General features: G+C 41.1%; 20 protein-coding genes and 1 pseudogene. 2 read left to right on the forward strand and 19 right to left on the reverse strand.

Translation table 11 applies throughout. The annotated features are described in order from the left end of the window. Positions 1 to 276 precede the first annotated feature (276 nt). The 18 genes and pseudogenes from DW019_RS15610 to DW019_RS03655 all read right to left on the reverse strand — a co-directional run bounded on the left by DW019_RS15610 (position 277) and on the right by DW019_RS03655 (position 16,428). The gene (locus DW019_RS15610) at positions 277 to 408 is read right to left on the reverse strand and encodes a hypothetical protein (RefSeq protein WP_279217635.1); all 132 of its coding nucleotides are present in this window, start codon (positions 406 to 408) and stop codon (positions 277 to 279) included. Positions 409 to 433: 25 nt separating this feature from the next. Beyond that, positions 434 to 658 (reverse strand): motility associated factor glycosyltransferase family protein, encoded by a 225-nt coding sequence (locus DW019_RS03580; protein ID WP_118442542.1) that lies wholly within the window; start codon positions 656 to 658, stop codon positions 434 to 436. Further along, positions 633 to 980: pseudogene (locus tag DW019_RS03585) on the reverse strand (6-hydroxymethylpterin diphosphokinase MptE-like protein); the annotation flags it as partial. The pseudogene DW019_RS03585 and the gene DW019_RS03580, both read right to left, overlap by 26 nt. Before the next feature lie 14 nt (positions 981 to 994). After that, the gene (locus DW019_RS03590; protein WP_147353005.1) at positions 995 to 1,432 is read right to left on the reverse strand and encodes a hypothetical protein; all 438 of its coding nucleotides are present in this window, start codon (positions 1,430 to 1,432) and stop codon (positions 995 to 997) included. A gap of 12 nt (positions 1,433 to 1,444) precedes the next feature. Next, on the reverse strand, positions 1,445 to 1,567 hold the full coding sequence (locus tag DW019_RS15615; protein WP_279217636.1) for a hypothetical protein: 123 nt from the start codon (positions 1,565 to 1,567) through the stop codon (positions 1,445 to 1,447). A 67-nt stretch (positions 1,568 to 1,634) separates the two neighbouring features. Further along, a complete protein-coding gene (locus DW019_RS03595) occupies positions 1,635 to 2,123 on the reverse strand; it encodes a hypothetical protein (protein WP_118442545.1) in 489 nt (162 codons plus the stop codon). 28 nt (positions 2,124 to 2,151) lie between these two features. Continuing rightward, entirely contained in the window at positions 2,152 to 2,529 is a 378-nt protein-coding gene (fliS, locus tag DW019_RS03600; protein ID WP_118442546.1) for a flagellar export chaperone FliS, read from the reverse strand. 24 nt (positions 2,530 to 2,553) lie between these two features. After that, a complete protein-coding gene (fliD, locus tag DW019_RS03605; protein WP_118442547.1) occupies positions 2,554 to 4,704 on the reverse strand; it encodes a flagellar filament capping protein FliD in 2,151 nt (716 codons plus the stop codon). Between the two features lie 11 nt (positions 4,705 to 4,715). Beyond that, complete coding sequence (locus DW019_RS03610) at positions 4,716 to 5,129, reverse strand: flagellar protein FlaG (protein ID WP_118442548.1); 414 nt, start codon at positions 5,127 to 5,129, stop codon at positions 4,716 to 4,718. Positions 5,130 to 5,253: 124 nt separating this feature from the next. Beyond that, complete coding sequence (gene csrA, locus DW019_RS03615) at positions 5,254 to 5,478, reverse strand: carbon storage regulator CsrA (protein ID WP_022377334.1); 225 nt, start codon at positions 5,476 to 5,478, stop codon at positions 5,254 to 5,256. A 1-nt stretch (position 5,479) separates the two neighbouring features. Then, complete coding sequence (locus tag DW019_RS03620) at positions 5,480 to 5,935, reverse strand: flagellar assembly protein FliW (RefSeq protein ID WP_118442549.1); 456 nt, start codon at positions 5,933 to 5,935, stop codon at positions 5,480 to 5,482. A gap of 15 nt (positions 5,936 to 5,950) precedes the next feature. Then, positions 5,951 to 7,438 carry a flagellar hook-associated protein FlgL gene (gene flgL / locus DW019_RS03625; RefSeq protein ID WP_118442550.1) on the reverse strand — a complete coding sequence of 496 codons (1,488 nt, stop codon included), beginning with the start codon at positions 7,436 to 7,438 and terminating at the stop codon, positions 5,951 to 5,953. Between the two features lie 56 nt (positions 7,439 to 7,494). Further along, positions 7,495 to 9,375, reverse strand: coding sequence for a flagellar hook-associated protein FlgK (gene flgK / locus DW019_RS03630; protein WP_118442551.1), 1,881 nt, complete (start codon positions 9,373 to 9,375; stop codon positions 7,495 to 7,497). Positions 9,376 to 9,379: 4 nt separating this feature from the next. After that, positions 9,380 to 11,203: a flagellar hook-associated protein FlgK gene (gene flgK, locus DW019_RS03635; RefSeq protein ID WP_182431034.1), complete on the reverse strand. Its 1,824-nt coding sequence runs from the start codon at positions 11,201 to 11,203 to the stop codon at positions 9,380 to 9,382. Between the two features lie 82 nt (positions 11,204 to 11,285). After that, positions 11,286 to 11,801: a flagellar protein FlgN gene (locus DW019_RS03640; protein ID WP_022377339.1), complete on the reverse strand. Its 516-nt coding sequence runs from the start codon at positions 11,799 to 11,801 to the stop codon at positions 11,286 to 11,288. Positions 11,802 to 11,821: 20 nt separating this feature from the next. After that, complete coding sequence (gene flgM, locus DW019_RS03645; RefSeq protein ID WP_022377340.1) at positions 11,822 to 12,091, reverse strand: flagellar biosynthesis anti-sigma factor FlgM; 270 nt, start codon at positions 12,089 to 12,091, stop codon at positions 11,822 to 11,824. Positions 12,092 to 12,201: 110 nt separating this feature from the next. Continuing rightward, on the reverse strand, positions 12,202 to 14,484 hold the full coding sequence (locus DW019_RS03650; protein ID WP_022377341.1) for a DNA topoisomerase (ATP-hydrolyzing): 2,283 nt from the start codon (positions 14,482 to 14,484) through the stop codon (positions 12,202 to 12,204). Positions 14,485 to 14,499: 15 nt separating this feature from the next. Next, complete coding sequence (locus DW019_RS03655; RefSeq protein WP_022377342.1) at positions 14,500 to 16,428, reverse strand: DNA gyrase subunit B; 1,929 nt, start codon at positions 16,426 to 16,428, stop codon at positions 14,500 to 14,502. Between the two features lie 840 nt (positions 16,429 to 17,268). Here DW019_RS03655 and DW019_RS03660 point away from each other — a divergent pair. Further along, complete coding sequence (locus DW019_RS03660) at positions 17,269 to 18,144, forward strand: phosphoribosylaminoimidazolesuccinocarboxamide synthase (protein WP_117477866.1); 876 nt, start codon at positions 17,269 to 17,271, stop codon at positions 18,142 to 18,144. 32 nt (positions 18,145 to 18,176) lie between these two features. After that, the gene (locus DW019_RS03665) at positions 18,177 to 19,445 is read left to right on the forward strand and encodes a diaminopimelate decarboxylase (RefSeq protein ID WP_118442553.1); all 1,269 of its coding nucleotides are present in this window, start codon (positions 18,177 to 18,179) and stop codon (positions 19,443 to 19,445) included. A gap of 94 nt (positions 19,446 to 19,539) precedes the next feature. Here DW019_RS03665 and DW019_RS14950 read toward each other — a convergent pair whose 3' ends face one another. Beyond that, a complete protein-coding gene (locus tag DW019_RS14950; protein WP_118442554.1) occupies positions 19,540 to 21,759 on the reverse strand; it encodes a hypothetical protein in 2,220 nt (739 codons plus the stop codon). Between the last annotated feature and the right edge of the window lie 37 nt (positions 21,760 to 21,796).

Consider the following 21,796-nt stretch of genomic DNA (forward strand, 5'->3'; position numbering starts at 1 on the left):
CCTAACTGTCTGTTAGCGTTCATTGATGTAATGTTGTGTTGTACGATCATAATGATTACCTCCTTGTAATACACCGCAATTCCTTTTGCGGTTTGTTTTTAATTTTTTGTTATAATATCGAGAGGAGTAGCTTCCATCACAGCGGGCCCTGCCATGATTTCTCGCCCGCTCCGCTCGTTACTATCGTCTGTTTGGAAGTGTATTATCTTCCTAACACTATATATATCGGATAGACATCAACATACTTAACCCCTAAATTAAAATTTTTTTATTTTTTTATTCACCCTGTATTTCATGGTACAAAAGATCCGCTGCATATGTATAATCTGCCCGCTCAATCGCATCAAAAATCGGATTAATCAATGGGGCTGTGCTCCTATTTGTACCAAGTTTTGCTACATTTGCCATAAACAAGTCCATGCCGTCTGCAATTTCATTCTGATAAAAGCAAACCGCCTTTGGTTGCATTCGTCACAGTAATCGATGGGTAAAGGGCAATCATCTTCTCAAACCAGTCTTTAAATTCCAGCCAGTCCATGCGGGAATACACTTTATCTCCATAATAACCGTCTGTTTCAATTCCGCTCGCGTCTCCATAATATTCTTTTTTCCCATTTGTATGAGATGAACCATCAGATGCATATGCCAATTCCTGCACGTTTCTGCATCATCAAAATCTGCTCATGGTCAAATCCCCAGATTTTCTTTGCGGTATTACGGTTTAAAAATTCAGTTCTTGTATTGGAAGACCCTAATACAGGAATCAGGTTACTTCTCTCATCTTCAAAACAAAATAAACCTTTTCCCGCATCCACACTAGCAACTAAGTCCGGTATCACCTGATGAGAAAGCAGCGTCGGCAATGCAGCATCCGCACACCAAATCAGTGCATGTCCCTTCGCCTCTTTTAAATCTTCCACATTCTTCTCTAACGATGGTCCCGCAGACACTAAAATAACCGAAATATCTGCATTTTCCTTTCGGTAAAGGCGCCTTAATGGAACTCTTTTGTCATGTTCGGGAAATTCGCAATCTGGTTTTGTATCATCGCCACAGCAAAACGCTTTAGCGGTGCTCTCATAAAAGTAATATCATCACATATTTTCTGACAGATTTCCTGCACTTTCAAAAATTCTTCCTCATACCAGTCCACATAACCCAGATGCAGCGCAAGCATCGTTTCTTCCACCCAGTCATCATCCAGTAAATCTTTTGCAGTACAAGAAAATTTAGCATATTCGGATGCTTGAAAAATTTTCACACGGCGGCATTTCACCGCTTTTTTATACAGATTACTTGTTTGCATCTGTGAAAACACTAAGTTTTCCGGCTCATAAACTAATATCTGCCCCGGCACCTTTTCGATAAGTTCCAACACAATCCGGCAGTCCCCCATGCCAAACAAAATGATATTTTCCGTCCGTTTTGACACCACTTTTTCGCACTAGCATGACGCCGCAACCGCTCCATCATACATACTTCCAAGATGTCTTTTAAGTCCATCTCTTTCTAAAACCGGAACCGGATGACCGTCTTTTGCCCGCAGGATGGTTCCCTTTATATCCATTTATTTTCTCCCTTCATAAAACAATCTAGGACAGGTGAATAAGACCTGTCCTAGTCTGTCTAATGACTTATTGCTTTTCATTGAAATAATACGACTGCTCCGGTCGATGTGAATTTGCCATATTCTGATAATAACGTGATGCCGTCTGACTGTTCACATGATAATCATGTATCTGCTTGCGCTTTGACGCAAGATAGATTTTGAAACGTTCACTATTCTGCGCTTCCAGTGCCTGAATCCGCAGGCCCAAATCCGATACCGCAGAAATCAATTTCTGCATCGTAACAATCTCTGTCAAATAGTTTTTTTTGTGAACCGTGATTTCTTTTTCAACCTTCTTAAACAGAGCATCAAAACCTTCATCAATCTGATTCAGTTCATCGATTTGTCTTCCTTTTTCATCTAAATGTTCTTGAAAACGGTCGTAATCGACGTCCTCCTGTTTTAGAATTACTTCCTGTTCTTTTGTCTGTTCCAGAATCTGTTGCAAAATTTTTTCTTTTCTTTTCAGCACATCCACCATCATTCTCACATAGACACTATTGTTTGAATTCATTGGCATCCCCTCACATCTGTCCTGCCGGTTATTTTGCACCGGCAGCTTTCTTCATTACTTCCTTCCAAGTGTCACGCATCTCACGGATATACTTCAGAGCATCTTCAATCACATCAATCTCTTTGCTCATGTTCCCCTCTACGAGACGTCTGTAAATATAATCGTACACGCGGTCAAAATCTTCCCACACCGAGTACTTATGATCAAGTGTAACGCGGAGTTCGGAAATAATCGCCTGTGCTTTTTTCAGATTCACATGCGCCTTTTCCATATCCTTCTTTTCAATTGCCACAATTGCAATGTTGCAGAATTTAATCGCCCCATCGTAAAGCATCAACGTAAGTTCTGCCGGCGATGCCGTCAAAATAGCATTCCGCTGATATGCATTAATCGTATTTTGATTCATACTCAAACTTCTCCCTTATTTTTATCAATTACCAAAAAGACTTGACATAGAACTCTGCTGTGACTGCAGTTTCGCAAGTGCAGTTTCCATTGCTGTAAATTTGCTGTAATAACTGTCTTCCATCTCTGCCAGTCTGTCTTCCCAGTCCTCAATCTCATCGTCATACGATTTCACATCACTCTTCATCTTGATATCATTGTAGAAAGTCAAGGAACTGCTGTATTTCGTTGCCGACATCTTCTGGCTCATAGTCTCACGAAGTTTACCAAAAACACCGGTCAATGTTGCAATTACAGCATCCGGATCTTCATCAAGTGCTTTTTTTAGTTTATCATCTTTTGCTGAATATACAGAATCATCCGCATCTCCATAAATATGGAGCAGACCACCTTCCGTATAATCCGTTGATGTGATAATACCAAAACTGGAAAGTGCATATGTTTTGCCATCATATTCAACTGTTGACATCATAGCTGAACGCATTGAACTCATAATGCTGCTCAATGTTGAATCACTGCGAAGCAGGGAGTTTTTAATCTTATCCTCCCAAAGTTTCACATCGTCATCTGACATTGCCTCTTTTTCCTCACTGGTCAATGGCTCATAACCTTTGGCAGAATCCGCATTGTAAAGTGTGTTCATTTCCTTCATTACAGAATTATATTCTTTCAGAAAACTCTTAATGGAATTATAAACACTCTCCGTATCATTTGTTACAGAGAAAGTAATTGGCTCATCTGTTTTTGTCAATCCGGTCAGTGTGATATCCAATCCATTCGCCGAAACAACGGCTGAAGAGGATGTAAGCTCTGCCCCGTTCAAAATAATCTTGCTGTCAGAAGCTTCAATCAACGCCATCCCCTTTGGAATCGTGGAATTACTGCTGTCATTTGCTCCACCATTAACCGTAACATTTCCATCTGCATCGACTGCGATATCAGCCATACCAAGTCCGGATAAGGCGGAACCTGCCAGAACCTCATCACGGTCAGAAATAGAAGCATAATCCTGTACATAGGAAGTAAGGCGTTTTTTTTCGCTCTCCTCATCTACGCCATCCATACCGGTAAAGGCAGTTACCGTTTCACCATAATATTTCTTTACTGCCTCTTCACTGAAATCAGCCATATCCGCTTCCGTCTTGCCGGAAAAAGCTGCTTCATTAATTCGCAGCTTCACATCGCTATCATTTAACTGCGTTCCAACATACGAAGTTGTATCAGCATCTGCCTGTTTTGCCACTGCTGCATCATAAGCCTCTTGTGTCTTACCCGGTTTCAGACTGCCATCTTCTTCAAAATAGGTGTCTTTTAACTTCTCTTTTGCCTTTTCTTCATACTCACTATACTTCTCACTGTAAATTTTTGCTTTTACGTAAGTCGTCGCAGCATTTTCCGCTGACGTTTTCTTCGTCTCATAGGAAAGCTTTGCAATCGTATTTAATGCACTGTTATAATCATCGGTTCCTACACCCGACGTCTGCAGTTTCTCCATTGCAGAATCAAACAGTTTCTTATTGCTGCTTGTCATACTGCTGTAACCGGCCGCATCGCAAAGTGCCTTTCTGCCATTCACCTCCGCATCCGTAATACCAGATGTCGTGATAGAAAAAGCATTTTCAAGACCACTTTCTTTACTGCTGATAAACAGACGTTTCTGTGCATCGTCAAAATTTGCATTTAAGCCCGCGCTCTGCAAAGCACTCGTGAAGTCTTTTAATGTAGTGTCTGCAGTAACAGCAAACTTTGTTGTCTTGGTACCAACTGTAATACTGATTTCTTTATTCAAAAGCGAAGAATCAATATCTGCCAATTTATCCGATGCAGATGCATCAATTTTAGCACCGGTCAGATACTGGGAAGTTGCGATGTTTTTAATTTTCATCGAATAACTTCCGTTTGCAGCAGCTGTCTTCGCTGCAACACTTGCCTTTGTCGCATCCGAAACTGTTGTTTTCTTTGTCTTATAAGCAGTAGATAACTGCATTTTAGACACAAAATTATTATAAAGACCTGTCAGCTTGGTATTCAACTCTGACCATTTAGTCTGTGTCCACTCTAGTTTTGTTTTTGCCTTCACTACTTTATTTTTCTTCATACTCTGGGCGGACATCAATTCTTTTACAATTGCCTCTGTATCCATACCGGATAATAATCCACTCATTCTGATTCCCATAGTGGTACCTCCTATCTTTTCTCATCTACTAAGATACCAGCCATCTCCCACATCTTCTGAAGCATATCCAAAGATTTTTCCGGTGGAATTTCACGGATGACTTCATCGGTATCCTCATTAATCACTTTAATCGAAACACGATTTGTCTCTTTGTGATACGAATACTCACAACGCGTATGCTCCATACGGCGGTTTGCGCTTTTTACCGCATCGTCAATCGTTGCTTCGCTTGGGTTATGCTCTTTGTTTCCACGGTTCTGATTCGTCGCTTCTCCGGATTCAGATACCGTTCTCACAACTGCAGAAGAAGCCTCGGAAACAGACTGCGCTGCTGTATGTGCACTTTCAACCGGTGCACGCTTAACCTTAACACTCTCTGTCGAGCTATAATTTGAATTAACACTACTAATACTTTCCATATCCATAATAACACCTCCGTGTGTAATAAAAAAGAAACGTTTTCCCTAACTTAAAGTAAATATCGGCTATCTTTTTAAAAAAATTAACCCCTTTACTAAAATTCGTAAAACGCTTCTTCTTTTGTCCTATTTATTTGTCTTTTAACAGCTCACCAAGTGCTGCCGGATTTACCGTATTGGCTGCCGCTGCATTTGCCTCCTGTATCTGTACAAAAAGTTCTTTGCGGTAAATCGGAACATCTTTTGGTGCGTTAATACCAATTTTCACCTGATCCCCTTTTACTTCCAAAACAGTGACTTCAATATTATCATTTAAAATAATAGATTCATTTACTTTTCTTGCCAGGGCTAACATATTAACATTCCTCCTTTTTCTCATTGAGGATGTCATATATTTTGTATTTCACCTCATAATCGTTATTCTCACAGATAATCTGGGCACCCTTTCTTGTGTCAGCATTCACAATAATCGGTGCTTTTAAATTCACTGACATCTGTTCAATCTGTTCTGGAACTGTCATTGTGACTAAAATCACAAGATTCTCTTCTGTCAATTCTCCAATATGAGAAAGCAGCTCGTCTTCAACAATCGGATTATAATCTTCCTTTATAATCCATGGTTTTACAACCGGAAGTGCTAAAGTTGGTTCCTCAACACTCTGTAACCAGGAAATGTTGCTGTTCTCTTTTTCACAGTCATATAAAATCGTGAATTTTTTATAATCAGCAAGCCCAATCAAACCGCGTTCAAAAGTAATGATTTTTTCCTCCGGTAAATCGACTTCCCCAAAAAATTTTGTTTTTACTAACATCCCAATTCCTCCTTATTAAATAAAGTTAAGCAGTGACTGACCGAGTATCTTCGATGTCGCATTCAAGGTCGCCTGATACAGAAGGTCTGCCTCCGAGAAGTTTACATAAGCCTCTCCCAAATCTGCATCTTCATTATCGGATTTTGCTTCTTTTGTATCAATCTGCTGCTGTTCCAGTTTCGATTTTGTCATACTCATACGGTTATAACGGGAACCATGGTCAGCAAGTGCCACATTCAATTCATCTTTTGCTGACTGGCAGGTCGTAATTGCAGAGCCCAGCGCTTTTCCAAGCACCGTCTTCTGAAGCTGAATCTCTGTCTCAATCTGGCTCTTTAACTCATTGAGATTGGCCAATGTTGTTTTATCATTTTCATCACAGTCATTAATCCGCTTCTCCACAGACTTCAGATTGGCTTCCATCACATCCAAGTCATTACAGATATTTGTAATATCAGAAATCGTTCTGCCAACTGCCAGATTAATGGAATCACAGCCTTCTGTATTAACAACCAAAGTCTGACTGAAATTAATCTGGTACATCATATTCTGAGTACCTGCTGTGCGGTAATTCGATACCTCTCCGGTTGTATTATCCACTGCCGTACAGTTAAAATAATGTTCCGGACGCACATCTTTTGCAGCAAATTCTGTTTTCTTGTAATCAACGCTCAAATCTTTTCCGGCACGAATACTGTCATAAACATCGTCACCAAATACAAGCTCACCGGTTTCCGGAACAAAATACACCTCATCAGCTCCCGGGTGCAGATGCTCATTATACTTTGTATCCGCTGCTACACTCTTCGTAATTGCAGTAACTGTCTGCTGTGTTCCGGTCGAGTCCGTATAAGTAAGTTTTACTGTTTGGTTATCATCTAATTTATCATAAGATAAAAGTGCACGGTGCGTCGTTGCAAACTCGGATGCCTGATTGGCATAGTCCGCCGCACTGCTTCCCGCATTGTAAGACGCCTCTCCATATACATACTGATATTTATTAATGGTATTAATATCAATATTCTCTGTAATCGTATAAGTAGTCCCCGTCTCCTCTTTATCAAAAAGCATCGGCACATCGGTACGAAATCCTGTAAACAGATAACGTCCGGCATAATCCGCATCGGCATTCTGCTCATAGATATATTTTGAAAACTGTTTTAACTGTGTCACAATATCCGCGCGGTCTTTCTCATTATAAGTACCGGTAGCCGCCTGTGTACAGTAATCAATCATATCCGTAAGTTTTTTATTAACTGCATTCAGACAAGTTTCTGTCGCACCCATCCAAGATGTTGCATCCTTGATGTTTGTCAAATACTGATCAATTTCTGCCAAAGTTGTACGATATTTGAGGGCACGTGCCGCAATCGTCGGATCATCCGATGGTCTCTGTATTTTTTTCTGCGTATTATACTGTGTCAGATATTTATTATATGCCACCTTATTTTTCTGCATATTCAACATGGAATTGTTACGCATCATCGTATTCGTTACTCTCATGTCAGCCCTCCGTTTCCGAATTTCAAATTCATCTTTTTATACTTTATTTATCGGCATCACACGCCGGTTTCATTAATCAATTTATCCAGCACTTCATTTAACACATTTAACATCTTGTACTGGTTAAACAGCATATTCTGGAACACAATCATATCCGAACCCTCTTCATCTTCATCTACGCCGGATACCGATTTACGGTTGGTATCAATGGCATACAAAAGATTGCTCTGGCTCTTTTCCATCGTATCCGCTTTTTTCGCATCAACACCAAGCAGTGCAGTCAGTGACTGAATAAAGGAATCCGGTGCACCGTGGACAAACATTTTCGAGTTGTCCTTGATTTCTGTCAGTTTCTGCAAATTATCACCGTTATCATTTCCTACATTATCATCCGGATTTGCTTTTGCCTTGCATGCAAGTAATCCCGGGTCATCCGCAACTTCCTTTGTAATCGAGAAGTTCAATGCAGTCATGTAATAGTAAGAACCGGTGTAGGTGCCGTCTGCATTTTTCTTCGCCTCCGAAGTAAAGGAAGCGTCTTTTCCGTCTACCGACTCCCGGAAAATATAGTTGTCGCCGGTTGCTTTGACCGTTGCATTAAAGAAGTCAACACCCGGATTATCATTCAAATCATAACCGCCATTCTGAACACGGTTAAATTCCTGTGCAAATGTACGAACAAATTCATTTAACTGTGCCATATAATACGGAACACCGCGGTTGTCAATCGAATCGCCAACCTGCGCGGTATAACCATTCGCCACAGCAATCTGAAGCGCTTTCGCATCAGCAGCTTTTGTTGTACCTTTCAACGTAAAGTCATAAGTAAAATTACCTGCCGCATCCACTTTTACTTCAAAATTATCATACGCATAAGTGCGGTTATTAATAGTAATCTCACCATCATGTGCCGGAATATTTAACACCTGCACATCATTGCAGTTTGTTCCGGTAACAGTAAGAACAAGTTTTCCATCGGCATTGTTCGCAATTGAGTCAACAGCGCCATGAAGATTTGTTGCATTATTTCCGTCACGAGTCTCAATACACGACTGAAGTTGTCCACCAATTGCCGTACTATGCATATTGAAGGTACTTCCATCTGCCCAGCTGACATCATACAAACCAGTGATATCGTTAATGTTTACATAGGTGTCTTTCTGCTTAGTTACCAGTGCGTTCACTTTATAGGTGTCCACAAGTGTTCCCCCATTGATATAAACATAGAACTGATTTTCACCTACGCCGTTATCCGGTGGGATTTCTTTTGTCTCCACATCACAATACTGGGACAACTCATCAATCAAAAGGGATCGTTGGTCGCGAAGGTCATTCGCAATTCCGCCATACGCCTCTACTGTGTCAATCTGTTTATTCAACGCCACGATTTTTTCTGCGTACGCATTAATCTGATCAACGCAGGTTTTCACCTGTGTATTTGCCTCATCCTGGAGTTTTTGCAAACCGGTTGCCACATTCTGCACATAATCAGTAAATGTTTCCCCCAGTGTTACCGCCTGACGGCGAATGGTGCTGTTATTGGCATTTCCTCTAAGATTACTTAACGCACTGAAAAAATCATCAAATGCATCGGTCAGTCTTGACTTCTCATCACTGGTTACATTTCCGCAAATCTGATCCTGTAATGCTTTCAGATAATGGGACTGTGTCTGATAGTAATTGTAAGTTGACTGCGTGCGCTGATATTTCGTATCGTAATATTCGTTTCGGTTTCTTGTGATACTTGCAACATTTACACCGAACCCCTGAACTGTTACAGAAGTTTTATTACCAACTAACGAAACCATATTTACTGTCTGTTTGGAATAGCCTTTTGTTTCAATATTTGCCACGTTATGTGCCGTTGTCTGCAATGCTGCATTGTATGCCATCATACCGGATTTTGCTATTTCCAAAGAACCAAATGTTGATGCCATATCATCATCCTCCTAACCGTTCAATCAAATATTCTAACATCTCTGCCACTGTCGTAATGTATCTTGACGACGCATTATAACACTGCTGATATTTAATCATATTGGAGAGTTCTTCGTCCGTACAAACTCCCATTACATTCTGTCTCTCATTGTCAATGGTATTTACTGTGATATTCTGGTTATCAATAATACCATTCCACACATTTCCCTGTGTACCAAGTTCTATCACCATACCCTCATAAAAATGTTTGATATCGTATGTTGTCAGCGAATTTGGATTTAGTGTTCCAATAGATTCATCAAACGCCTGCGCAATGCCAAGCAGTTCATTATTTGCATAACCTTTCTTACCATCACTCTTATCACTGTACATCGTCGGCAGTGTGGAAGAATCTCTTCCAACAGTCGGATTCAGTACAAGCTGGCTCGTCGTGTACATCGTATACACATCGGACGGATCCTCTTCCTGATAACGGTAAACAGGCACTACACTTGTCGTACCATCATCATTTACAACTGTTACATTTTCTTTGGTGTAGCGTTCCACACCACGGCGGGAAAATAATTCTGTTCCCATCGTACGGTTTTTATCATCACCAATCAGTGCCTTCTCTTCATCCAGTACTTTAATTTTTTCGGTATGTGTTCCGGTCACAACGCCATTTTCATCTTTGTCCTCAACTTCGATTGTAATCTCTTTGTTCGGGCAGAGCACATCATTGACGGTTGTTACAATCCCATGAATCAAAGTATCTAATTCACTCTGAATCGTCATCACAACGGAAGCACCGATGGTTTTGTTATAAACTTCCAAATCATCATTAAACTGATCCATAGCGCGGTTATAAGCATTCACATCCAGCACGCCGCCATTTTTGTAATCTTCTTCCTTTGGTTTTTGCGGAACATTTACATAGGTTGCCGCATAACTGCCGCGTGCCACCAAAAGTCCGCGAAGCCCGCCTACATCCGTATTATTTTCACTGGAATACTCTAGGCTGTCATAGCGGTAATAATTCTCACCGGTCTCCCAGACCGGTTTTAAAAGTTTGGAGGTGTCACTTTCGTATTTTGTTGTAAGAAAATACTGGTTCACCGCATCCAAAAGATAACCGCCCTCCGAATAAATCGTGATGGTTCCATCCGGCTGCTCATTCGTCTCAAATGTTATGTACTGACTGAGCTCATCTAAATACTCATTTCTCTTGTCACGGTAGTCATTTGCCGGCTCTCCGGTTGCCTCGTACTTCTGGATTTCCCGGTTTAAATCTTTGATCTTTCCAACCAAATCATTAATCGTATCCACCTGTTTTTTTACTTCCGTGTTCAGACTTGTCTGATAGGTATTTAACTCATCCTGCAATACCTTTGCCCGCTCAATAAACTGGGATGCCATCATTACAAGCTGGTCTTTATATACAATATCGTCCGCGTGGGTTGCCAAAGAACTCAACGCACCACAGAGGTCTGTAATGCTGCTCTGAAATTCTTCACCGTGCAGCTCACCCAACATATCTTGTATTTCCAGTGCCGCATTGCTGTTCGCCTGATAAAACTGCTGGCGTCCAACCTGCAGCCGGTACTGATCATCCAAAAAGGTATTGCGAACCTGTCTTGTCAATGAAATCGTCGTTCCGGTACCAACCGCCATGACATTGTCATGTACTCCGTACGATTTCTGATAAAAAGAATCCGTCACAAGAACCTGCTGTCTTGTATAGCCTACGGTTCCCGCGTTGGCAAGATTATGCGATGTAACGGTCAGCGACTGCTGTGCGGAGTGAAGTCCCGAAACACCCGCATTAAAACTTGTCATCAGATTACCCATGTTCTCATCTCCATTCTTTATAAAAAAAGTACAACCGTCCTCGAAAACAAAACAGGCGGTGGCTATCGCATCCATGCGCCTGTTATTGTTTTGCATCAAACATCCCATGCTGAGGTGCCATACCTGCCACCTCGGACGCATCACTGGAATAGTTGCTGCTTCCTGAAGACATCCGTGTACTTCGTATCACATTCATATTATATTCAACCATATCAATTGCTTCTTTTAAAAGCTGTTTGTTCTGATTGTTCAGTTCCTGCAGTCGTGAAACGGTTCTCCGTAACCGGTCATGCACTTCCTGCAGTTTCTTTTGGTCTGCCGGCTGATTTTTCAACACCGATGCAATCTGTTCAAGTGTAATCGTCTTCGGGTCACGCCCAAGAACAGTAGCAATATCAATCGCCACTCGTTCCCGTTTGTTTTCCAAGGCAGATGTCTCATCCACCAAATCATGTTCTCTGACGGTTATATCCTGCAAAGCTTCTAAATCATTTGCAATAATCGCCCTCGTCTTCTCTTCCTCAATCGGAATCAATTGAGAATAACACTTTTCTTCTGCATCCAGCGTCTGAATCAGTTCCTCCATCAAACTAGCCAAATGTATACCCTCCTATGTCATTAAGAAAGCAGTGCATCTGCCATCTTGTCTGCGACATCTTCAATTGATACAGAATAGGTTCCTGCTGCCATCTGTGCCTGAATCTCTTTCACTTTGTCTTCTCTGACATCAGATGCCTGTGACGCAGCCTGTTTTGCTACCTGATAAGCATTTCCGAAACTGGAAATCTCTAAGGAATCACGACTGCCTGCCTTTCCTGTCTTTGGAGCGTTTTTGGTTTTGTTTGCCTGGTAAATCTGGCTTACCTGCATATACGCATCAATTCTCATAAAACAACGCCTCCATTCTTATTATATTAAAACGCATTTACCGTTTCTTACTATATTTATCGGACGAAGGCATAAAAACATTAACGTAAATTTGAAAAAGTTTCATTTTCTTATTCAAGTGTAAGTGTATTCTGCATCAAATTCGCTTTCTGCCCCTTCGCCGCACGCTTGCGGTTTCGTACCCTGCGTGCATTTAAAGTCTTTCCTTCATATTCAAATGTTTCCGCAGCCGGATGAACAACCGTTGCAAATGCAACGGTATCCTCTTTCTCCAATGTAATTCCTTTTACACCTCGGCTTGTCTTTTTGAGTTCGCTCACTTCGCTAAGCGGGAATCCAAGAGAAAGACCGTCTTTTGTCAAAAGAATTACTTTTTTTGTTCCGGTGAGAACATCGCTTGCCGAAAGCATTATTACACCAACTACTTCATCGTCCGCATCCAGTTTTGTCGCCGCAATCATCTGGCGTCCGGTCTCAAATTCCGCTCCGGACACTAACTTAATATAACCGTTCTTTGTCACAAATAACAAAATGGACTCAAACAATTCTTCAAAGCTGACATAGAGAAGTCCTTCTTCGTCATTTTCCATTTTACACAGTGAGTGAATCAATGTACCTTTATCCTTCATCTTGCATCTTGGCACTTTCTCCATCTTCACCTGATGCATATTGCCTTTGTCTGTAAAAATGCAGAGTTTATCCGTGTTCTTGATTTTCAGTACAAAACTGAAGTCTTTCTTTGTTTCCTCGCTTGCCCGTCCAAATGCAGCCGCATCAATTGCCTTGGTATAGCCAAAGCGGTCAAAGCAGACATACAAATCTTCAATAACCACTTTTTCAACATAGGCTTTAGCCACCGTATCCATAAGGCTTGTCCGGCGCGGCGAATTAAAGATTTTCTTAAATTCACGAAGTCTTCCCTTAATAACTTTATAAAGTTCTTTACTGTCCGAAAGAACCTTTTCATACTCTGCAATATTCGCAATTAATGTATCATTTTCCTCATGAAGTTTTAAAATTTCAAGTCCGATTAACTTGCTCAACTGCATCGCAAGAATGGCATCCGCCTGATTTTCCGTAAAGGAAAGTGTGGCTGCTTCTTTTTCCGATGCCTTACTCTTAAACTTGATTCCCTCCGTAATTCCCTCGATAAGGCACGTCTTTGCCTGTTTCACGGAGGAAGAACCACGAAGAATTTCAATAATCAAATCGATTACATCGGTTGCTTTCATCAACCCTTCAACGATTTCCAGACGTTTTTTTGCCTTTTCCAAAAGGAACTGATACTCTCTTGTATACAAATCCTCTTGGAATAAAACAAATTCCTCGATCAATGATTTCAAATTAAATACTTTTGGCTGTCCGGTTCCATTTTCTGTCGGACGGATTGCCAAAAGGTTTACGCCATAGGTATCCTCCATCTGGGATTTCTTATAAAGTCCATTTAAAAGATTGTCAATATCGCGGCCTTTTTTTACTTCGACAACGATACGAATACCCTCTTTGGAGGACTCGTCGCGCACATCATAAATCTCATCAAATACTTTATCTTTTGCCAGCGCAGCTAAACTTTCCACGAGTTTTAATTTATTTCCGGAAATGGTGTAAGGAATTTCCGTGATAACAATGTTTGTTCTGCCTGCATCTCCTTTTTCAATTTCTGTACGGGCACGCAGACGGATTTTTCCCTCTCCTTTTTCATAAATATCCCGCATATCGGAAGCGTTGATAATAATTCCCCCAGTTGGAAAATCCGGTGCCGGAATGTAATCCATCAATTTATCAATGGAAATTCCCGGTCTGTCCATGTACGCAATTACAGCGTCAATGACTTCTGTCGGATTATGTGGCGGAATGTTTGTTGCCATACCGACAGCAATTCCTGTTGTTCCGTTAATTAAAAGGTTTGGCAGTGTGGCCGGCAGTACAGCCGGTTCTTTTTCACTGTCATCAAAGTTTGGTAAAAAGTCAACCAGACCTTTGTCCAAATTATCCAACAGCATCATACCAGGTTTTGACAAACGTGCCTCGGTATATCGCATGGCAGCCGCACCGTCTCCGTCAATTGATCCGAAATTTCCGTGACCGTCAACAAGCGGTGCATTCAGTGAATAATCTTCTGTCATATGCACGAGCGCATCATAAATCGAACTGTCACCATGCGGATGATATTTACCCATCGTATCACCGACAATACGCGCACTTTTTCGATGTGGCTTGTCCGGCGACAAACCGAGTTCTTTCATAGCATACAAAATACGGCGCTGAACCGGTTTTAACCCATCACGGACATCCGGGAGAGCACGTGCCACAATAACGCTCATTGCATAATCGCGGTAAGATGTTTTCATTTCTTCTGAAAAATCTAACTGTATAATATTTTCTTCACTCATCTGATTTTCCTCCCGTTAAATGTCCAGATTGGCGTATTTCGCCTCATCCATAATAAACTGTCGTCTCGGTGGAACGTTACTTCCCATCAAAATATCAGTTACTTCATCGGCTTCTACCGTATCGCTGATAGATACCTGTGCTAAAATACGGCTCTCCGGGTCTAAGGTCGTCTCCCATAACTGCGTGTCATCCATCTCTCCGAGACCTTTGTAACGCTGCAATTCCAAAATCTTTTTCCCGGTCTTTCGGAATTTTTCAAGTTCAAAATCATTGAACAAATATTCGGATACTTTATTCTTTTTCTTACCTTTTTTATCTTCATACGATACCCGGTACAGCGGCGGCAGACCGCGGTATACTTTTCCCTGATAAATCAGTTCGGGCATAAACCGGTAGAAAAATGTAAGCAGCAGCGTGCTGATATGTGCCCCATCGACATCGGCATCGGTTAAAATGATAATTTTATCGTAACGAAGTTTTTTAATATCAAAATTTTCACCGATTCCGCAGCCAAAAGCAGCAATCATTGTTTTAATTTCGTTATTTACCAAAATTTTTTCAAGTGGTGCTTTTTCTACATTCAGAATCTTTCCGCGAAGTGGAAGAACCGCCTGTGTTCTTCGGTTCCTCGCCGTCTTAACAGTACCACCCGCAGAATCACCCTCGACAATATAAATTTCACATTCCTCTGATTTTTTTGAAGAACATGCTGCAAGTTTACTTTTGGTATCCACATCAAGGAGCTGTTTCATCACACCTTTTCTTGCCTTGTCACTTGCTGTTCTCGCCTTAAAGGATTTATGTACATTTTCAAGGATTCGTTTTAACACTTCTACATTTTTATCAAAATAACGCTGTGCCTCACGGTTAAATACTTCATCCACTGCGGTTTTTGCATCCGTATTACCCAGTTTGTTTTTCGTCTGGCTCTCAAACTGCGGGTCCGGATGTTTGATGGAAACAATCGCAACAAGGCCATTCCTGATATCTTTTCCGTCAAAATTATCTTCTTTATTTTTTAAGAAATTTAATTCTCTCGCATACTGGTTCATAATTCGTGTCAGTGCCGTTTTAAAACCGGTAACCAGCGTTCCACCGTCTGCCACATTGATACGGTTGCAGTAAGCGTTAATCTGCTCGCTGTAATTCTGTGTATACTGAAAAGCGACTTCTACCTCAATGTCTCCACTTTTTCCTTCTATATAAATAACATCATCATGGAGAACCGCAGTATCACGATTAATGTACTTGATATAGCTCTGAATTCCAAACTCCTCCAGATATGTTTGCTCTTCTCCCGTATGCTCGTCCTTGAAAACAATTTTGAGATTTTTATTCAAGTAAGCAATTTCTTTTAATTTTTTACGAATCGTCTCCGGCTTAAATTCCACCGTTTCAAAAATGGAATCATCGGGATAAAAAGTAACTTTTGTGCCTGTCTTATTTTTCATGCAGGTTCCCACAACCGGTAAAAGTCCTTTTTCTAATTTTGTCACCGGCTTACCGCCATCTTTATACTCATCCCGGTACACTTTTCCATCTCGTCTTATTTCCACAATCATGTGGCTTGACAGTGCATTTACAACCGATGCACCCACACCATGCAGACCACCGGAAACTTTATACACATCACTATTAAATTTACCACCCGCATGCAATACGGTATATACAACACGTGCCGTCGGAATCTTCTTTGTCGGATGAATGTCAACCGGCACGCCACGTCCATTATCCTCGACAACAACGCCGCCATCCTTTAACAACGTTAAATGAAGTTCGTTACAAAATCCGGCAAGATGCTCATCAATTCCATTATCAAGGATTTCCCATATCATATGATGAAGTCCTCTCGTTCCGGTACTTCCGATATACATTCCCGGACGCTTTCGAACTGCCTCTAACCCCTCTAAGATTACAATATCACTGCCGCTGTAATTGCTCATAAAGATAAACCTCTCATTCTAAAACTAGCCTTTTATCGGCACATATGCCTTTTTTGCTCAATCGTTATTAGTATAAAGCAAACATTTGTTTTTTTCAAGTAAATCATGGGGTGGGTGGTGTCAAGTGTTTAATAACGTTTTTTCGTTTTCCGTAATTTAAAAGAAAAATTTTGCACCTCATGGGCGTTCTCACTAATTGAGTGCGTAGCGGTATGGGCACTGAAACTACCAGTGCCACATACCGACGTACTCAAAACCCACGAGTTACAAAGTTTTTCTTTTAAATTACTGGAACTACGAAGAAATTAGCATTAAACACTTGACACACACCTGCCATCTCCTCCCCAGACAACTCTTTTTCCTTAATTTGTCCTTTATGGTTGCATTTTGGAGGCATTATCCCGATTGAGTAAAGAAAATTGGGCTGTAAAACAACGTTTTTTGCCAATTTTCTTCTTCATGGTTGTTTTTTTCAGAAAATAATAAAAAACTATGCAACTCTTTTTTTGTTTGGCAGCAATTTAGGTTGCATGCACTTTCAGACAGTAACTTAAATCAAGAAAGATTTGACTAAATTAATTCAATTGTAATTTTTCAAGAAAAGGTGTCCGCAAATTTCACCATGAAGGATTTTGAACACCGTCGGTGCGTAGAGGGCGTAGTATGCCCTCATGCACCGCTACGTGTGTTCACCTAAGCGGGAGCGTTCCTGAATGGGAAATTTGCGAACACCTTTTCCTAAAAATACAATGAATTTGATTTAATTTGCCTTGTTGACAGGTTCGTTAAAAAAATTTATACTATGTAAATGACGAACATATAAAAGATGGAGGTACCGCTATGAGCGAATGGAAACCAATCAAAGAAGGTAAAGTACGAGAGATTTACGACAACGGTGACAGTCTGATTATGGTCGCAACTGACCGCATCAGTTGTTTTGACGTAATTCTGAAAAACATCATTTCTAAAAAAGGAACTGTTTTAACCCAGATGTCGAAATTCTGGTTTGACCTTACTGAAGACATTGTCCCAAATCACATGATTTCTGCCGACGTAAAAGATATGCCGGAATTCTTTCAGCAACCGGCCTATGATGGCAACAGCATGATGTGCCGCAAACTGACTATGCTTCCGATTGAATGTATTGTGCGCGGATATATCACTGGCAGTGGCTGGGCAAGCTATCAAAAGAACGGAACCGTATGTGGCATCAAGCTTCCGGAAGGTTTACAGGAATCCGACAAATTGCCGGAACCAATTTACACACCTTCCACAAAAGCCGAAATCGGTGATCACGACGAGAATATCTCTTTTGAGCAAAGCGTTGATGTACTGGAAAAAGAATTTCCTGGCAAAGGAAAAGAGTATGCCGAAAAGCTTCGCGATTATACCATCGCTCTTTATAAAAAATGTGCAGATTATGCATTGAAAAAAGGTATTATCATTGCCGATACAAAATTTGAGTTTGGTCTTGATGAAAATGGGAACATTGTTCTCGGTGACGAAATGCTGACACCGGATAGTTCCCGTTTCTGGCCTGCCAAAGGATATGAGCCGGGTCACGGCCAGCCATCCTTTGACAAACAGTTTGCAAGAGACTGGCTCAAAGAAAATGAAGGAAACCACGATTGGGAACTTCCGGAAGATGTTGCCAAGAAAACGATTGACAAGTATCTGGAGGCTTACGAATTACTTACCGGCGAAAAATTAAAGTAATTCCCACTACATCATTTGGAGGAATTTTCACCATGGAAAAGAAAACAATTTTAACTTTGGATCAGGTTAAGGAAATTGAAAAAACTTATCCGACTCCATTTCATATTTATGACGAAAAAGGAATCCGCGAAAATGCCCGCGCTTTGAAGAAGGCATTTTCATGGAACAAGGGTTATCGCGAATATTTCGCAGTAAAAGCAACACCAAACCCATTTATCCTTAAAATTTTACAGGAAGAAGGCTGCGGTGTTGACTGCTCCTCTCTGACCGAATTAATGCTTTCAGAATCCCTTGGATTTCATGATAATGACATCATGTTTTCCTCAAATGTGACACCACTTGCTGAATATGAAAAAGCAAGCAAACTCGGTGCTTACATCAATCTGGATGATTTTACTCACATTGACTTTTTAGCAGAGAATGTCGGCATTCCAGAGACCATCTGCTGCCGTTACAATCCAGGCGGCGTATTTGAACTCGGTACAGACATCATGGACAACCCCGGAGATGCCAAATATGGCTTCACCAAAGAGCAGATAATTGAGGGCTACAAAAAATTAATGAAACTGGGTGCTAAAAACTTTGGTATTCATGCTTTCATTGCCAGCAATACTGTAAGTAACGAATATTATCCGACACTTGCCGGTATTCTGTTTGAACTTGCAGTAGAACTGAAAGAGAAAACAGGTGCCAATATTACATTTATCAACTTGAGCGGTGGTATCGGTATTCCATATACGCCAGACAAAGAACCAAACGACATTGCGGTAATCGGTGAAGGTGTCCGCAAACAGTTCGAGAAAATTCTAGTACCGGCAGGACTTGGTGATGTATCCATCTTTACTGAACTTGGCCGCTTCATGCTTGGACCTTATGGCAATCTCGTAACAAAATGTATTCATCAGAAACATATTTACAAAGAATATGTTGGTTTGAACACTTGTGCCTGTGATTTGATGCGTCCGGCTATGTACGGTGCTTATCATCATATCACCGTCCTCGGCAAAGAAAATGCACCATGTGACCACAAATACGATGTCACCGGTTCTCTTTGCGAGAACAATGATAAATTTGCCGTAGACCGTATGCTCCCAAAAATTGACATCGGAGATTATCTGGTTATCCACGATACCGGTGCTCATGGATATGCTATGGGTTATAACTACAACGGTAAACTGAAATCGCCGGAGCTTCTTCTCAAAGAAGATGGCAGCGTGCAGATGATTCGCCGCGGAGAAACTCCACAGGATTATTTTGCAACCTTTGACTTCTGTGATATTTTAAAAGATATGAAATACTAAAATAGAACGAATTCAAACATAAGCAGGGAACAATAACTGTGCTCGCACAAAATCATTGTTCCCTGCTTTTTTCTAACAGAAAATTTCTAAATCGTTACATGGATACTTTTTTCACCTTGCTCCATTTTCCATAATAAATCACTCCATTTTTCTTTTTCACACAACGGACACGCACGTAATAGTTCTTTCCAATCTTTTTGTTCGATATCACATAGTAATTCTTTTTCACTTTCTTTTTATGTGCTTTCTTAAACTTAACATTTGTGCTCCACTGAACCTGATAGGAAACACCCTTCTTTTTCTTCCAGCGAAGCAGCACTCGTTTGCCTTTCCTGCTGCATTTCAAAATAGATGTTTTCGGAACAATCGGAGATTGAATCTTCGATGTCTTTGATACAAGCTGCGTAATCATAAAAGTTGTCGTCGGTTTTGTCTCCGCCACTCCATTACTGCCCTGTTTGGATGTATTTTTCTCTCGTACGACAGGAGTAGTGCACGGTACTTCCGCTGATTCCGGCAATGGTGTAAGGGATGTTTTCTCTGTCGGTACCGGCGTTGGAGTCAACGTTGGCAATGGCGTCGGCTTTGGAGTCAGCGTTGGCAATGGCGTCGGCTTTGGTACCACAGTAAGATACACCTGCATACAGATATTTCCCTTTTCATCCTGCTCATAACTGCTCCAGTCATAATTATCGGAGTCTGCCGGGCAAAAGAGTACCGGATACCAGCCTGATATATCTGCTTTCTGCACCGGATTTTTCCATGTCACCGTTCCCGTTTTCGCAGGCTCAAGCGACAATGCGCATCCGGAAACCGTTTCGCCTTCTTTCCATTCCTTAGCTTTTATCGTTGGCAGTTTTCCTTTCACCGGACACACAGTAATCGGAATTGAGCATGTAATTGTCTTTGTCTTCTCATCATACCCTGCCACCTTGCTCCAGTCATACCGAATGGTGTCTGCCGGACGAAACACAACATGGACACCTGAATTTTTAACCGATGGCCGAACTTTCTCATCTTCCCAGAAGAAAATACCATATTCGTTTTTCTGGAAACTAAGAGAAGAATTCGACAAATCCTCACCAAAGGAAAGATCGGAGCACGATGGCCACTCAAATTCCTCCATCTCTTTTGGCAGTGTTTCCACCAAAACTTCGCTCTCCACAGTTTCATAACCTTTCCCATCCGGGATAAATAACATTGTGTACCCGCAGGTTCCAAGTTTCAATGGTTGGCTGCCATCTTTCCACTCAAAACTTCCTTTGATGATTTCCCCCGTTTTCGGATTTTTATATTTTCCTTCAAGGAAGCGTATCTGATTCAAACGGTCCCCATAGATTCCATAATTGCGGACAACCGGTGGTGCTGCCTGCTCCGGTTTCACCGATACAATATCAACGACCACTATATCCGTAACCGACTGATAATTATTATCCTGCGGCGAAAACACACCCGATATCTCATGTTTTCCAACATCATACTCTTTGGCATCCGTAGAAAAGGTAAATTCACCTGCTACCTTTTCACCGGTAACCGGACTTACATACATCAAGTCCGGATGAATTTTCGTTAAATTCTGACCGGCAAAAGTCTGTACTTCTTTTTCATCCTGTCGTCTTGGGATAACAGTATTTACCGTTACTTTCCCACTCTTTGTAAAGAATAAGGAATCATACGTCATCGGATATTTCGGCACAAATACAATATCCTGATTGGATGTTCCCGATTGTGGGACTAAGTCTCCTTTCACAAACTGCCACGTTCCCTCAACCGGCACTGACCACTCAACTTTATCCTCGGGAATCTGTGCCTCTTTCAGTTTCTGACCGTATAAAATACTTTTTGCTTCCAAACAAATGGAACTGTTATTTTTATTCACGGAATATGATTTTTTAATCACACGTCCATCTAACAACTGAACCTTTCCGGAACCATATAAAATCCCCTCCGATTTTTCCAAATCTACTGTTCCGCCGCGAAGCTGCAAAGTTCCATTCATCCGCAATCCTTTTTTTCCGATTGTCAACGTAACGCCCTCCGACACTACAAGAGTAGTATCCTTATTTATTGTATCATAATAAATAAAATCTGGGAAATCATAATGTACATCTTTTTCCAAAATAATCTCTCCACCACGTGATGAACAACTCTGTAATGCTTCATCAAGATTGTCCGTATACCGCCCCTGCTGCCCCTTCGGCACAAAATAAATCGTACTGTTTGAAGCGGCTTTCACCATTTCCTTTGGCATCGAACCATATACACACAGGCACACAAGCACCCATGCAATTACTTTTTTCATTTTTAAATTCATAGACAGTCCTCCCTATCTTGTCTTTTTATGTCATGTA

Source organism: Clostridium sp. AF37-5 (assembly GCF_003477605.1).
In the GTDB taxonomy this organism is placed as follows: Bacteria; Bacillota; Clostridia; order Lachnospirales; family Lachnospiraceae; genus Eubacterium_F.

What these genes read in the sequence shown, in the direction of transcription:
- DW019_RS03665 (WP_118442553.1), top strand. Translation starts at nt 18,177, where the DNA reads ATGGAAAAGAAAACAATTTTAACTTTGGATCAGGTTAAGGAAATTGAA.
- DW019_RS14950 (WP_118442554.1), bottom strand. Translation starts at nt 21,759, where the DNA reads ATGAATTTAAAAATGAAAAAAGTAATTGCATGGGTGCTTGTGTGCCTG.
- DW019_RS03620 (WP_118442549.1), bottom strand. Translation starts at nt 5,935, where the DNA reads ATGTTAGTAAAAACAAAATTTTTTGGGGAAGTCGATTTACCGGAGGAA.
- fliD (WP_118442547.1), bottom strand. Translation starts at nt 4,704, where the DNA reads ATGGGAATCAGAATGAGTGGATTATTATCCGGTATGGATACAGAGGCA.
- flgK (WP_182431034.1), bottom strand. Translation starts at nt 11,203, where the DNA reads ATGGGTAATCTGATGACAAGTTTTAATGCGGGTGTTTCGGGACTTCAC.
- DW019_RS03650 (WP_022377341.1), bottom strand. Translation starts at nt 14,484, where the DNA reads ATGAGTGAAGAAAATATTATACAGTTAGATTTTTCAGAAGAAATGAAA.
- DW019_RS03655 (WP_022377342.1), bottom strand. Translation starts at nt 16,428, where the DNA reads ATGAGCAATTACAGCGGCAGTGATATTGTAATCTTAGAGGGGTTAGAG.
- DW019_RS03610 (WP_118442548.1), bottom strand. Translation starts at nt 5,129, where the DNA reads ATGGATATGGAAAGTATTAGTAGTGTTAATTCAAATTATAGCTCGACA.
- flgK (WP_118442551.1), bottom strand. Translation starts at nt 9,375, where the DNA reads ATGGCATCAACATTTGGTTCTTTGGAAATAGCAAAATCCGGTATGATG.
- fliS (WP_118442546.1), bottom strand. Translation starts at nt 2,529, where the DNA reads ATGAATCAAAATACGATTAATGCATATCAGCGGAATGCTATTTTGACG.
- DW019_RS15615 (WP_279217636.1), bottom strand. Translation starts at nt 1,567, where the DNA reads ATGGATATAAAGGGAACCATCCTGCGGGCAAAAGACGGTCATCCGGTT.
- DW019_RS03595 (WP_118442545.1), bottom strand. Translation starts at nt 2,123, where the DNA reads ATGAATTCAAACAATAGTGTCTATGTGAGAATGATGGTGGATGTGCTG.
- flgM (WP_022377340.1), bottom strand. Translation starts at nt 12,091, where the DNA reads ATGAGAATTGATGCGTATATGCAGGTAAGCCAGATTTACCAGGCAAAC.
- DW019_RS03660 (WP_117477866.1), top strand. Translation starts at nt 17,269, where the DNA reads ATGAGCGAATGGAAACCAATCAAAGAAGGTAAAGTACGAGAGATTTAC.
- flgL (WP_118442550.1), bottom strand. Translation starts at nt 7,438, where the DNA reads ATGAGAGTAACGAATACGATGATGCGTAACAATTCCATGTTGAATATG.
- DW019_RS15610 (WP_279217635.1), bottom strand. Translation starts at nt 408, where the DNA reads ATGGCAAATGTAGCAAAACTTGGTACAAATAGGAGCACAGCCCCATTG.
- csrA (WP_022377334.1), bottom strand. Translation starts at nt 5,478, where the DNA reads ATGTTAGCCCTGGCAAGAAAAGTAAATGAATCTATTATTTTAAATGAT.